This is a genomic window from Pseudomonas sp. CP-1 (genome assembly GCF_021213715.1).
In the GTDB taxonomy this organism is placed as follows: domain Bacteria; phylum Pseudomonadota; class Gammaproteobacteria; order Pseudomonadales; family Pseudomonadaceae; genus Pseudomonas; species Pseudomonas aeruginosa.
Genome location: NZ_JAJQKY010000001.1, coordinates 590,542 through 603,537 on the forward strand (window position 1 = coordinate 590,542; position 12,996 = coordinate 603,537).

At 68.3% G+C, this 12,996-nt stretch carries 11 protein-coding genes; all 11 read right to left on the reverse strand.

The genetic code is table 11. The features are described 5' to 3' along the window. Window positions 1-69 precede the first annotated feature (69 nt). Genes LT948_RS02840 through LT948_RS02890 form a run of 11 tightly spaced genes read right to left on the reverse strand, consistent with a single transcriptional unit; the run spans window position 70 to window position 12,639 of the window. Window positions 70-705 carry an alpha/beta fold hydrolase gene (locus LT948_RS02840; protein ID WP_003140485.1) on the reverse strand — a complete coding sequence of 212 codons (636 nt, stop codon included), beginning with the start codon at window positions 703-705 and terminating at the stop codon, window positions 70-72. Beyond that, window positions 702-1,931 carry an MDR family MFS transporter gene (locus LT948_RS02845; RefSeq protein ID WP_022580203.1) on the reverse strand — a complete coding sequence of 410 codons (1,230 nt, stop codon included), beginning with the start codon at window positions 1,929-1,931 and terminating at the stop codon, window positions 702-704. Before LT948_RS02845 ends, LT948_RS02840 begins: the two co-directional genes overlap by 4 nt. Beyond that, entirely contained in the window at window positions 1,928-2,887 is a 960-nt protein-coding gene (locus LT948_RS02850) for a clavaminate synthase family protein (protein ID WP_003082503.1), read from the reverse strand. The genes LT948_RS02845 and LT948_RS02850 overlap by 4 nt, the downstream gene beginning before the upstream one ends. Next, window positions 2,884-4,482: an asparagine synthase-related protein gene (locus tag LT948_RS02855; RefSeq protein ID WP_022580204.1), complete on the reverse strand. Its 1,599-nt coding sequence runs from the start codon at window positions 4,480-4,482 to the stop codon at window positions 2,884-2,886. The genes LT948_RS02850 and LT948_RS02855 overlap by 4 nt, the downstream gene beginning before the upstream one ends. Beyond that, entirely contained in the window at window positions 4,482-5,960 is a 1,479-nt protein-coding gene (locus tag LT948_RS02860; protein WP_024007606.1) for a long-chain fatty acid--CoA ligase, read from the reverse strand. Before LT948_RS02860 ends, LT948_RS02855 begins: the two co-directional genes overlap by 1 nt. A 9-nt stretch (window positions 5,961-5,969) precedes the next feature. Then, window positions 5,970-6,716: a class I SAM-dependent methyltransferase gene (locus LT948_RS02865; RefSeq protein WP_003086673.1), complete on the reverse strand. Its 747-nt coding sequence runs from the start codon at window positions 6,714-6,716 to the stop codon at window positions 5,970-5,972. Next, window positions 6,713-8,080: a 2-isopropylmalate synthase gene (locus tag LT948_RS02870; RefSeq protein WP_003086676.1), complete on the reverse strand. Its 1,368-nt coding sequence runs from the start codon at window positions 8,078-8,080 to the stop codon at window positions 6,713-6,715. The genes LT948_RS02865 and LT948_RS02870 overlap by 4 nt, the downstream gene beginning before the upstream one ends. After that, entirely contained in the window at window positions 8,077-8,955 is an 879-nt protein-coding gene (locus tag LT948_RS02875) for a phytanoyl-CoA dioxygenase family protein (RefSeq protein WP_003116358.1), read from the reverse strand. Before LT948_RS02875 ends, LT948_RS02870 begins: the two co-directional genes overlap by 4 nt. Beyond that, window positions 8,952-9,566: an alpha/beta fold hydrolase gene (locus tag LT948_RS02880; RefSeq protein ID WP_003133668.1), complete on the reverse strand. Its 615-nt coding sequence runs from the start codon at window positions 9,564-9,566 to the stop codon at window positions 8,952-8,954. The genes LT948_RS02875 and LT948_RS02880 overlap by 4 nt, the downstream gene beginning before the upstream one ends. Then, window positions 9,560-10,822: a hypothetical protein gene (locus LT948_RS02885; protein WP_034036092.1), complete on the reverse strand. Its 1,263-nt coding sequence runs from the start codon at window positions 10,820-10,822 to the stop codon at window positions 9,560-9,562. The genes LT948_RS02880 and LT948_RS02885 overlap by 7 nt, the downstream gene beginning before the upstream one ends. Further along, a complete protein-coding gene (locus LT948_RS02890) occupies window positions 10,819-12,639 on the reverse strand; it encodes a non-ribosomal peptide synthetase (protein WP_170869351.1) in 1,821 nt (606 codons plus the stop codon). Before LT948_RS02890 ends, LT948_RS02885 begins: the two co-directional genes overlap by 4 nt. Between the last annotated feature and the right edge of the window lie 357 nt (window positions 12,640-12,996).

The window sequence follows — 12,996 nt, forward strand, 5'->3', positions numbered from 1 at the left end:
GGCGGTTGATGGGGTCATCATCCGTCAGATCATTGCGATAAAAAAGCGCGTATTTTCGGATTTATCTATCTAATTATTAGATTCGATCAGGGCGCGAAGGAAGCGCGGGTCCGCCAGTGCGGCGAGGTGCCCGCCCGGGTATTCCCGCACCCGAGCGTCCAGGCGACGGGCGAAGGAACGTTGCAGCGACGGCGGGCTGAGCCGGTCGGCGGCCGCCACCACGTAGGTGACCGGGCAGGCTGGACGAGTCTGCCGTGGCGAGTCGATCAGCAATTGCGCTGGCTCGCTGGCGCTGGTCGGCACCTCGGCGCCGAGCAGTTCGAGGAAGCCGGCGCGGTCTTCCAGGCGGACCCGCCCTCCGAGCGGGTCGAGGCGGCATAGCCCGAGGAGATTGTCCTGGCCGCTGTCCTGGTAGCTTTCCAGCGCGCCGCCGCCCTCGCTGACCAGCGCGCTGAACAGGTACAGGTGCGCGGCGCGCTCGCCCAGGCGGGCCGCCAGGCATTGCGCCAGGTAGCCGCCGAAGCTGTGGCCGCAGAGTATCACCCGCTCCTCGCCGGCCAGCGTGGCGGCGGCCTGGTCCAGCCAATGCGCCAGGTCGCATCCGGGCGCGTCGCGCAGATGGTCGCAGCTTCGCCAGCCGGCGCCTTCCACGGACCAGGCGGAGCGGCGCAGGAAAAATCCCGAGACCAGCAGCGCGCCGCTCATCCGCCGGCCCGCTCGGCCTGGCGCAGGCCGACTGCGCCGACCTGCAGCAGCATGATCACCCCGCACAGCGCGGCCAGGCCGAGGTACAGCGCCTGGCTGCCGGCATGGTCGAGCATGATCCCGCCGTACAGCGGTGCCAGCGCGGTGCCGAGGCTGTAGAGATTGGCCGCGCCGAAATAGCTGCCGCGCAAGTCGTCGGGGGTCAGTTGGTCGACCTCCACGCTGAAGGTCGGGAACACGATCAGTTCGCCGAGGCTGAGCACCACCGTGGCCAGCGCCAGGCCGGCGAACAGGGTCACCGGGGTCCAGGCGAAGCCTAGCTGGGCCAGGAGCATGAGCAGCATGCCGAGCATCAGGCGGCCGCCGGTGCCGGTGTTTTCCAGCAGGCGGAGGAGGGGAAACTGGGCGACCACTATGGTCAGCGCGTTGATGGTCACCAGCAGGGCGATGCTGTTGACCACGTCGGGCAGACCGCTGCGGGTGAGGTACTGCACGAGGGTCGAATCGAAGGTGGCGTAGATCAGCGCGGCCAGCATGTTGCACAGCAACAGCAGGGTGAAGGCGCGATGCCGGGCCATGCTCAGGCAGGCTTCGAGGAACCCGGTCGAGGATCGCGGGGCAAGGCTGCGCCGCTTCAGTTCGAGGTGGTGCAGCAGGCGCCAGAGCAGCAGGCCGTAGCAGAAGTAGACCAGCGCGGTGACCAGGAAGGTGCCGGCCTGGGCGGCGACGCTGAGGGTCAGGCCGATCAGCGGGCCGAGGGCGGCGCCCAGGTTGATCAGGAAGTACCGGCAGTAGAGCGCCAGTTCCCGCGAGCGGCGATCCTCGACGCGGTCGCCGATCAGCGCCTTGCAGCTCGATTCGAGCAGGGCGCAGCCGATGCTCACCCCGGAGATCGCCAGTCCGTAGGACAGCGGCTGGCCGCTGAAGCCCAGCAACACGAAGGAAAGTCCGCTGAGACTGGTGCCGAAGAAGATCAGGCGCTTGCGCCCGAAACGATCCGACAGCCAGCCGGTGTAGATGCCGCTGAGCGCGCCGCAGACGGTCGCCAGCGCCAGCAGCAGGCCGATGGCGCTGGCGGACAGCCGGAACTCGCGCCACAGCAGCAGTGCCAGGAACGGCCAGACCATGAAGTAGGCGCCGCGGGTCAGCAGCGTACCGACGAGCATCACGTGAATTTCCGTCGGCAGGGCGCGGAAGCGTTGCACGCTGAAGGTGTTGTCGCTCACGGGCGGGGCTCCTGGGCGAGGGGACGGATGCCGCCGCGCAGGCTGCCGGCGGCTACCTGGTGGAACAGCGGCAGGAAGCTTTCCGGCAGTTCGCGGGTGAACTCGCTGCTCAGCCAGCAGCGCAGCAGGCAGCGGCGCTGCCGCTCGTCGTCGCTGAACTCGGTGCGCGCGTGCAGGGTGGTGTGGTTGTTCACCAGCACCAGCATGCCCTTGCTGAAGTCCAGTTCGGCATAGCCGTCGGCGCGTTCGATCGCCTCGTCCAGGCCGTCGAGCATGCTTCGCACCTGCGGGGCGAGGCTTAGCCCGTGGCGCGTCACCGATTCGTTGAACTTGCGGATATAGCGCAAGACGAAGGTCCGTGGGGTTTCCGTGAGCAGCGGCACCAGCGCGTAGTCGGCGTCGCCTTCGTCGCGCAGGTCGTGGGGGATCGGTTGGCCGAGCAGGGGCAGCCAGGCCGGATTGGCGGCTTCCAGGGTGGCGAGGACGTCGGCCGAGGAACGGATGCGGAAGGCGCCGCCCCGGCGTGCCGGCGACCAGCAGGCGAGCACGGTGAGGTCGGCGCGATCGGAGTGGAAGGCCAGTTCCTGACTGGTCAGGTGGCCGCGCTGCGGCGCGTCGCGGGCGTCGCGCAGACCGAGGTCGCGCACTTCCTTGAGGTACTCGCCGTTGCGGTTGATCGCCACGGTGCGTCCCAGCCATTGGCAGAATGCGCGGAACACCCGCTGGAATTCGTCCTCGGCGAGTCCGCGCAGCAGCGCGGAATCGTGCAGCAGCACGCCGCTTCCATGCTCCAGTTCGTGATGCAGGCGCTGGCGCAGGAGAGCCTCCGCGCTATCCGCGGGACGCCGCTCCAGCAGGCGCGCGAACAGCGTTTCCAGGCCGGCGGCGAAAGCGGCCGAAGCGCAGAACACCGCGTTGCCCCGCCAGGGCGCGGGGCGACGATGGATGGTTGTCATAGCGAGGCTCCGTATTCCTGCTGCCAGAGCGACAGGGTGGTGAGGGTGAACAATTGGTCGCCGGGCAGCGCCGCGACGCTCGGTGCATCCAGGCCTTCCAGGCCGAGGTCGTGGAGCGCCGGCAGGCGTTCGGCGAGGTGCCGGCGCATTTCCCCGAGGGCCTGCGGCCACCGTTCGAACGGCAGGCGGAAATGCCGTTTCGGCTGCGCCTGCCAGCGTTTCTCGCGCTGCTCCAGGAGCGCCACCAGCGGTGCCTTGGCGGTGTCGCCGACGATCCGCTGGAGGCGCCCGGCGCGCTGCGCCAGGGCGCCATGCAGGTAGGGGGTGCGCGCTTCGATGGTGCGCGACATCAGCAGATGGTCGGCGCGGCGCAGCAGCGGCTCCAGCGAGTAGTGCAGGTCGAACTGGCCGATCGCCGCCTCAAGGCCCTGGCCGAGGGCCTCGTGGGCGAGTTCCTCGATCCGCTCGGCGACCCGTCGGCCCGCCGGTTCCGCCAGCAGCGCGGCCTTGCGCCGGTACTCGCCGAACCAGGCGGTGGCGAAGCGCCGCGGTTCCGGTGCGTCGCGCCGGCGCCAGAGTTCGAGATGGCGCGGGTAGCCCCAGAACAGTTCGTCGGCGCCTTCGCCGAGAAGCACGCAGTGATAGCCCTGCTCGCCGATACCGTCGGCCAGGCGCTGGTACATCAGCAGGCTGGACATCCGTGTCGCCCCGCCGAAGTTGCCGACCGCGCGACGCAGCAGCGGCATGAAGGCTTCCTGGCGCAGCTCGAAGCGTTGCAGCCGAGGGTGTGGCAGCAGGCTTTCCTCGTCGCCTTCCAGGCACAGGTGGAAGCGTTGCAACTGCGGGTCCAGGTAGCTGCCGAGCAGGTTGGAATCGACCCCGCCGCTGACCAGCAGGGCGCAGGGGCGGAAGGTCTGGCGGCAGCGTTCGAGGGTTTCACCGAGCTGCTCGTCGAGGCTGTCCGCCTCGCTGGCCGGGGCGGTGGCCAGCCGCTGGCGCTGGCAGAGGCGCGGACGCTCCTGGGAGAGATCGAAGCGCAACACCTCGCCGGGCAGCAGCAGACGGACCTGCTGGAACAGGGTCTGGCCTTCCAGCGGCACGCCGGCGGCGACCACCTGGGCGATCGCCTCGGCGTCGGCACGGGCGCCGCCGAGCAGGTGCAGCAGCGCCCGCGGCTCGGAGGCGAAGGCCAGCAGGCCGCGCTCGGGCTGGTAGCTGTAGTACAGCGGCTTGATGCCGAACTCGTCGCGCAGCAGGGTCAATTGCCGGGTCTGCGGGTCCCAGCTGGCGAGGGCGTACATGCCGTCCGGCAGTACCCCGCGCTGCAAGCCGTCGAGCAGCAGGCGGATCTCGCCATGGATTTCGCAGCCGGCCTGGTAGACCTCGCCGTTGTAGGCGACCCGCCGCAGGCCCTCCTGCGGCGGCAGCGGTACCGCCGCGGCGCCGGACATCGGCAGGCGGGTCATACCGATGGCGCCGTTCGGCAGGGCCGCGATGCCCTCGCCGAACGGACCCCGATGGGCCAGCAGGCGTAGCGCTCCGGCGAAGCGCGAGACACTGAAACCGGTGCCGACGTAACCGAGGATGCCGCACATCACGAGGCTTCCCGTTGCAGCAGCGTGGCGAGCGCACGGCGATCGTGCTTGCCGGCGCCATTCAGCGGCAGGGCCTGGTGCGACAGCACCACGCGCTGCGGCGCGCGGAGGGTGCCGAGCTGCTGCTGGAGCCAGGGCAGGAAGGCGAACGCGACCTGCGGCGCGGTGTGGATCACGGCGACATAGTCTTCGCCATAGAGCGGGCAGTCGACCTTCAGGCAGCAGACGTCGATCACCTCGTCCAGGCCGTTGAGCGCCCGTTCGCATTCATTCAGGTGGAACAGGTTGCCGCCCTTGTTGATGGTGCCGTCGCAACGGCCGAGGACGTGCACGCAGCGGTCCTCGTCGAAGTAGGCGAGGTCCTGGGTGTTCAGCCAGCCGTCCTCGAGCACCTGGGCGGTCAGGTCGGGGCGGTTGACGTAGCCGGAGAACAGGCTCGGCGTGCGCACCCACAGGCGCCCGCGTTCGCCGCTGCCCTCCAGCGGGCGGCCGTCGGGGTCGGTCAGCTTGAGTTCCAGGCCGACGGCCGGTCCCACCGAGTTGTCGAACGCGTCGCCGCGACGCTTGCCGAAGAGGAAGGCGAAGCCGCACTCGCTGAGGCCGTAGATGTTCGCCAGCGCCGCGTAGTCGCGCTGGAAGGCCGCCTGCAGGTCGGCGTCCAGGCGCGCCGAGCCGGCGACGCAGAGCAGGCGCTGCAACGGCAAGCGGCGCGGCGGCGGGGAGCCTTCCTTGACCATGTGGTTGACCACCGGCGGCACCAGGTAGAGGAAACTGATGCCGAAGCGTTCCACGTATTCCCAGAAGCCTTCGCTGTCGGCCCAGCAGTGCAGCGGCAGGAGCACCGCGCTGCCGCCGTACAGCAGCGGGAAGAGGAAATTGATGCCGAGGATGCCCAGGCCGCTGATCCGGTAGAAGCAACCGGAGCGCGTGTGCTCGCCGATGCCCAGGCAGTCGCGGCCGATGCGGTAGGCATGGAGCATGGCCTGCTGGCTGAGTTCGATGCCTTTCGGCTGGCCGGTGGTGCCCGAGGTGAACAGGATCATGTGGCTGTGCGCGGCGCGGTCGAGCCGGCGCGTCGCGCTGCGCTCGAAGTCCAGCGCCAGGCGCAGCCCGGCCAGCGCGCCCTCGAGCGGATGTTCGCTGGCCAGCGCTTCCAGGCGCATCTCGTCGACGATGGCCTGCTTCGCGGCCTCCCCCCACTCGGGATCGATCAGCACCAGATGCTTGCCCGCGCGCATGACCGCATAGATCAGGCAGAGGTTGCGGTAGCTGTTGTCGAGCAGCACGCCGACACTGCGGCAGGCATGCGCGGCGATCTGCTCGGCGAGGGCGTCGACCTGGCGGTCGGCGTCGCCCCAGGTGTATTCCAGCGGTCGCTCCGGCTCGCGGGCGTCGATCAGGAACGGCCGCCGCGGGTCGGCGCTGCCGAGATGGCGGAGGGTGCTGTCGAGCGATACGGGTACGGGGAGGCTGCTCATGCCGGCTCCTCAGCGATTCAGCGCGGTGAAGGCGTGGATGTCGAAGTTCACCGCCACCTGCGGCGCGCGCTCGATCTCGCGCACCGCGGCGATGAAGCGGTCGGCGTAGTCTTCGCCGCCTTCCTGCTCGATGTAGCGGGTCACGTAGCTGGTGGAGAGGAAGAACAGCGCGACCTCCTCCGGGCTGAGGAAGATGATGTTGGCGAACACTTCGCGGCGGCAGTCGCGCAGGTGCGGGCAACTGCCCATGATCTCCAGGGTGTCGTCATAGCGGGTCAGGCGCGGGTCGCGGTGTTTGGCCCACTTGTTCACCAGTTCGTGCTCGATGAAGTCGCGCAGCGGCCCGTAGGCGATCGGGAAGTCGTACTTGTAGGCGCAGAACAGCCCGCCGGGTGTCAGCCAGTCGGCCATGCGCGTCAGCACCTGCTTGCGGTCCATCCAGTAGAAGGAGGTGGCGCTGGTGACCAGGTCGAAGCGGCGTTGCGGCGCGAAGGTTTCCGCCGGCGACACGCTGAAGCGGATCTCCGGGTAGTTCTCGCGGGCCTTGGCGATCAGCGCCTCGCCCAGGTCGCTGCCTTCCACGTAGCGGAACCAGGGTTGCAGGCGGACGGTCGAGACGCCGTTACCGCAGCCGATGTCCAGCGCCGCTTCGCGTGCCGGGGCGCGTTCGGCGAGGTTGCGGTAGAGCGAATCCGGATAGGCGATCTTGCCGCGGACCACGTTGTAGGCGTCTGCGTGCTTGTCGAACTGCTTCATTGGGTAATCTCCAGTAGGCTCTCGTGGTAATCGCCCTTGTGGACGAAATTGATGTAGGTGCCGCTGCCGCCGAGGTAGCGGTAGCTGTGCTCGACGCCGGCGGGGATGAACACGCTGGCCGGGCTCTGCAAACGGCGCAGTTGGCCGCCGAGCAGGACTTCCACCTCCAGGCCGCGGTAGTCCTCGTCGCTGCCGAGGAACAGGAACACCGAGTCGCAGTTGTGTACGTGGCTGTCGACGTGGCCCGGCCCGCCGTCGCCGACGTCGTGGAACTGGCGGGCGATGAAGTAGAACGGCGAGCCGTCGAGCAGGCGCCGGTCGAGCATGACGAAGCGCTTGCCGGGGCCGTGGCGGTGGTACTTCAGTTCGCTGGCGGACTTCTCGAAAGGCGTGAGGAATAGGGATTGGCGGTGCATCGGCGTGTAGCGTTGCAGCGAGACGCGGCCGTTGATCAGTTCCGGATCGAAGGCGCTGTAGGCGTCTTGGTTTTCCTGCATGGCCAGCTGGTGCAGGCGGGCGACATGGACGAAGGCGTTCTCGCCGACCACCGGGTGCATCGGCGAACGCTTGATCCGGCTGTGCGCCTCGACCAGCTCGGAGACCGCGAGGACGTTCTTCAGGTTGAAGCGGTCGGCGGCGAACTTGGTGTGCAGCAGGGTCAGCAACTGGAAGGTATCGGTGATCCCGGCGCGTTCGCCGATCCCGTTGCAGCTCGCCGAGTGCCACTGGACCCCGGCCTGGATCGCCGCCAGGGTGTTGCCCAGGGCCAGGCCGCGGTCGTTGTGCACGTGGTACTCGAAGACCACGTCGGGGAACTCGTGGCGCAGCAGAGAGAGCACGTCGAAGGTCTCGTCCGGCAGCAGGATGCCGACGCTGTCGGCGAAGCAGATGCGATCGGCGCCGGCGTCGCGCGCGGTGGCGATCATGCTGACCAGGTCGCTGACCGAGGTGCGCGCGGCGTCTTCCACCGTGGCCCGGACCCGCAGGCCGCGTTCGCGGGCGTAGCGGATCGCGTCGTGGAACAGTTCGAGCACCTCCTCGCGGTTCATGCCCTTGAACTTGGTTTCCAGCGAGATCGCGTTGATCGAGGCGAACAGCCCGACCCACTGGGCACCGGTTTCCAGCACCGCGTCGATATCCTCCCGGCGCGCCCGGGCGTGGGCCAGCACCGGCGTGGAAACCGCCGCCACCACGGCGCGTACCCGCTCGCGTTCGTCCGCGGAAATCCGCGGGTGGCCGCACTCGATCATATCCACCCCCAGCGCCGCGATTTCCCTCGCCAGCTGGACCGACTGCGCGCTGTCGAAGCTGCACTGGCGGGCCTGGCACCCCTCGCGCAGGGTGCAGTCGATGACCCGGATCATCGTCTCGCTCCCGCGTCCGAGGCCGACAGCGTCGCCAGCCGCGGCTCCCTGATGAAGTCGTGGATCTTCGGCGCATGGCCGAACTGGCGGGAGAAACGGGCGAGGAAGGTGACCATCTTCAGCGAGTAGTCGCACAGCTGCGGAAGATAGTGGTCGAGGTTGTCCTCGGTGATTGCCTCGTCCGGGAACACGCTTTTCAGGTTGGAAGCGATCCAGGTTTTCATGCTGTCCTCTCGATTCAGTTGGTGGAATTCGTCGTCGTCGACGAAGACGATCGGCATGCCGATGCGCAGCTGGCCGCTGCGGTTGTTGTGGCTGCCATGTGCGGTGCGGGCGGGCCAGACCAGGACGTCGCCGGCGTCCAGCTCGGCATCCACCAGTTGCTCGCGGGAAATGCCGTTGGCCTGGAGGTCGATGCACTTGAACATCGGGTAGGCGAGGTCGAACTCGTGGGGGAAGATGGTGCGGTCGTCGGGGTAATAGAACATCCCGCCGTTGTCGTTCCGCGATGGGGTCAGGGCGACCCAGAAGGTCTGCGCGCTTTCGTAGCGCTTCTCCCACAGCGCGATGTCCTGGTGCAGCGGGATGTAGGACTCGTCGGCATGGCGCTTGATGAACGCCGCGTGGCGCAGCAGGCGCGGCTTGCGCAGATGGTCGCGGACCAGCGCGTCGAGCCCGGAACGGGCGAACCAGTCGTCCCAGAAGAGCGGATCGTGGCGGTGCAGGTTGCGCACCTTCTTCGCCTCGCGGCGCTCGTCGTCGGCGATGTCGAATTCCGGTTCCAGCGCCGGGTCCGGCCGCTGCGCCGCGGCGAGGATCCAGTCCAGCGCCTGTTGGCGCAATTGCGGGGATACCACCTGCCGATAGTGTTTCATTGGACGGACTCCTTGCTGACGGTGTGGACGATGAAATCGATCACCGCCGGGTCCTGCAGGGCCAGGTGGTGCGGACGCTCGCAGGGGAAGGTGTCGAGCTGCTCGATCAGGTCGCACCAGCGTTCGGCGGCCGGGTCGCGGCCGGCGTCGTCCCGGCAGCGCACCCAGCTGGCGCGGGCGAGGCGATGGCGGGGCTGCCAGCGGCCGAACAGCTCGACATTGCGCAGCAGGACCTCTTCGCGCAGTTCGCCAAGCTCGCTCATCAGGGCGATCCATTCGCGCATCTCGGCGCTCAGCCAGCGCTGGTATTGCTCGCTCGGAGGCATTCGCCGCAGGGCCGGCCAGGGCAGGTGGCTGTCGATCATCAGCAGGCGGCTGGCCGGCAACTGGCGGGCCATCTCGTAGCCGACCAGGCCGCCGAAGGAATAGCCGATCAGCCAGTCCGGTTCTTCCGCCAGGCCGTCGAGTACCTGGCTGGCGAGGGCTTCGATGCTGGCGTAGGCATCCAGCCGGTGGTAGTCGACCGGCCGGCAGTCCGTTGCGCCGAGGCGTGCCAGCAGCCCGCGGAAGCAGCTCGGGTGGCCGATGAAGTCAGGCAGCAGGATCAGCATGGGCGCAGCGCCTCGGCCATGGCCGCCGCCAGCGCCAGGGTCCGTTCGCGGCCGAAGCGGCTGGCCAGGCTGGCGTCCCAGCCGCCGTCGTCGCGCCGGACCAGGGTCAGGGTCAGCGGCAGGCGGCTCTTCAGTGTCGGCCGGTGGATGAACCCGGCGCTGCGGAACGGCTGGTCGATGACATTGATCATCACCTGGGCGTCGGCATAGCGCAGTCCGGCCCGTTCGGCGATGGCCTCTGCCGGCAGCAGGCTGTGCTCGAAGGCCTCGAGCCTGTGTCGTTCGAAGGTGTCCTCGGCGATCGCGGCGTCCAGCAACAGCGGCACCAGGTTCAGCCAGCAACCGGAAACCGCCGTGCCTCGGCGACTGCGCAGGCTGACCGGGGTCAGCGCCAGGACCTTGCCGGTGGCGCCCTGGCTGGCCAGGGCGAGAGCCAGGGCGCAGGCGAGCCGGGTCAGCAGGGCGGCTTCGCCGTCTCCTGGCGTGGCGGCCAAGCGGAAATCCTCGCAATGGCTGGCGCGCTCCGCCCAGGGCAGGCTCGCCAGTTCACGGAACGCCTCGCCGCGCTCGCTCCAGTAGTCTTCCAGCCTGGTCCTGCGCTCGCGCAGCTGGCGCTCCAGGCGCCATTGCTGCTGGAGGAAGCCGAACTCGGGGGCCGCCGCTTCGGTCGTGGGGTCGGCGTTGAGCACGGCCAGGCGGGCCAGCAGCACGCTGGCGAAGTCGGCGTCGGCGACCAGGTGATGCAGCCAGACGCCCCAGCGCGCACGTCCTCCGCAGCGCCCGTGGAACAGTCGCAGCAGGCCGCGCTCGAACAGGGAATGCGGGTGTTGCAGCAGCGCTGCGATGAGCGCGTCTTCGTCGGCGAAGGGGCCGACTTCCAGCGCCGGGCTCTCCTCGGGCCGCCCGTGGACGACCAGTTCGAAACCTTCCGCGCCGCTGTCCACCTGGCTGTCGAGCAACGGGAACTCTTCGCGCAGGCGCCGACCCAGGCGCGTCAGGTCGGATGCCGGCACCTCGGCCGGAGCCAGGTAGCAGAGGCCGAAGCGGGTCAGGTCGGCGCCGAGCAGCTCGCTGAAGACCATCCCGCAGGACCAGGGCGACAGGTCGACGCGCAAGGACTGCGCGGCCTCATCCGGCATCGGTTGGTGCCGCAGGCGGTCGCGCTCGGAGGGGGACAGGCGGTGCCAATCGCCGACCACCACCAGGTGCTCGCGGAACCAGTGGTAGCGCACCTCCGCGGAGAGACCGACGTTCATGCCGCGCTCCTCGACAGCACCAGCGGCTGCTCCGGCGTCGCCGCCCGTTCCAGCAGACGCTCCGGCGCCAGGCCGTGGCTGCGCAGGAGACGGCTGAACTGGTCGAGGCGCGAGTTTGCCTGCAAGTCGGCGAGTCCCAGGTTTGCTCCCGCACCTGCCGATTGACAGAGGGCGACCAGTTGCAGGGCGAGCAACGAGTTGCCGCCGCAGAGGAAGAAATCCTGGTCGGCGGCGCCGACCTCGCAACCCAGCAATTCGCTCCACAGCTGCGCGCAGCCGCGTTGGTCGGGATCGAGCGCGCTGGCGCAGCGCTCCAGCGGTTCTTCCAGGCGGCGCAGCAGGGCGGCGCGGTCCAGCTTGCCGTGCGCCGTCAAGGGCAAGGCCTCGACCCGGACGCAGGCATGCGGGCGCTGCCAGGTGGGCAGTTGGCGGAGCAGGGCCTGCGGGCTGGCGTCGGCTTTTCCCGTCCAGGCGCAGAGCAGTTGCTTGACGCCGTTGCGCTCGCGGACCAGCAGGGCGCAGTCGAGGATGCCCGGCTGGCGGCGCAAGCGCTGTTCCAGGGCGGGGAGGTCGAGGCGATAGCCGTTCAGCTTGACCTGGCCATCGCCGCGGCCGATGAAGCGCAGCCGACCCTGCTCGTCGTAGCGAGCGCGGTCGCCGGTACGGTAGGCACGCAGCAGGCGGCCGCGATAGGGCAACTCGACGAAGCTGGCGCGGGTGCGCGTCGCATCGTTCCGATAACCCTGCGCCAGGCCGGCGCCGAAGGCGACGATCTCCCCGGCCCGGTCGGGCTCGGCGATCTCCTGTCCGTGCTCGTCGAGCAGGAGCACCGCGGTGCCGGCGATGGCCTTGCCGATGGGGATGTCGTCTTCCTCGAGGTCGTCGTTGGTGACGACATGGCAGCAGGTGAAGGTGGTGTTCTCCGTCGGTCCGTAGCCATTCACCAGGTGCAGTCGCGGATGCCGCAGCAGCGCCCGGCGCACGTGCGGCACCGAGAGGATGTCGCCGCCGGTGAGCAACTGGCGAAGGCCGCCGAGGCAGTCCGGGTCGAGGTCCACCAGGGTGTTGAACAGCGAGGCGGTGAGCCAGGCGCTGTCGGCTCCGCGCTCGTCGATCAGCCGGCGCAGCACGCCCGGGTCGAGGGGGCCGAGGTCGTTCAGCACGCAGCAGCCGCCGTTGAGCAGCGCGCCCCAGATCTCCAGGGTCGCCGCATCGAAGGACAGCGGCGAGTTGACCAGGAAGCGCATCTGCGGAGCGAACGCGAGGAACGACTGGCCCAGGCACAGACGGGTAATGCCGGCGTGGGTGCAGGCGATGGCTTTCGGGCGGCCGGTGGTGCCCGAGGAGAAGTTGATGTAGGCGATCTGGTCCGCCGCGAAGCATGGCCGGGCGACCGAGGCTGGAGCGGCAGGCAGGTGCCTGACCGGGACGCAGGGAAGACCGTTGGCGGGCGTCGGCGTGGTCGAGCAGTCGAGGATCAGGCGGCAGTCGACCTGCCGGCACAACTCTGCATTCCAGGCCGCCGGTTGTTTCAGGTCTATATATAAGTAGTGATGGCCGGATAATAGTATGGCGAGCAGGCAGACAATGCTTTCCCGAGAATATTCGCCGTACACTCCAAGACAAACTCCCGGCTGCGGATAATGCTCGAGAAGATAGTCTGAAAGTTGTTCGGCGCTATGCAGGAGTTTCCGATAGTCGACACTTCCGAAACGGTCCCTGATGGCTTCGCGATGGGGATGAAGCGCTGCCATTTCGCTGAAGCGGGCCACCACCGTTGGGTGCGCGTACAGGTCGAGCAGGGAGTTCTGGGACATTCTGGCGATCGCCTTTTTTCGAAAAAATGAGTCCATCTGCCGGCTTCTTCGGCTAAATGAAGGGTTTTTGGTTTTTCGTAAGGACGGCGGCCGAGTCTTCCCGGGAACTGCCAGTCGTCCGCCGCCCACCGGCTCGCTCACGCGAGCGGCAAGCGTCGAGGCGCCTTGCCCGGAAAAAACGTTATGGAAATACGGAGTGCCGTCGACTCAAGGGCAGTCAACTGCTGCCATGCAGTCTTATCGTCAGGAAAGAGAGAAAAGCGATGAGAATGGATTCACGGTCACGCATTGCACTTCCACCTTGCGTTGGGTTTCCGAAGTGTTTCGCTGTGTGTGTTTTTATATGTTTCGTGGGTA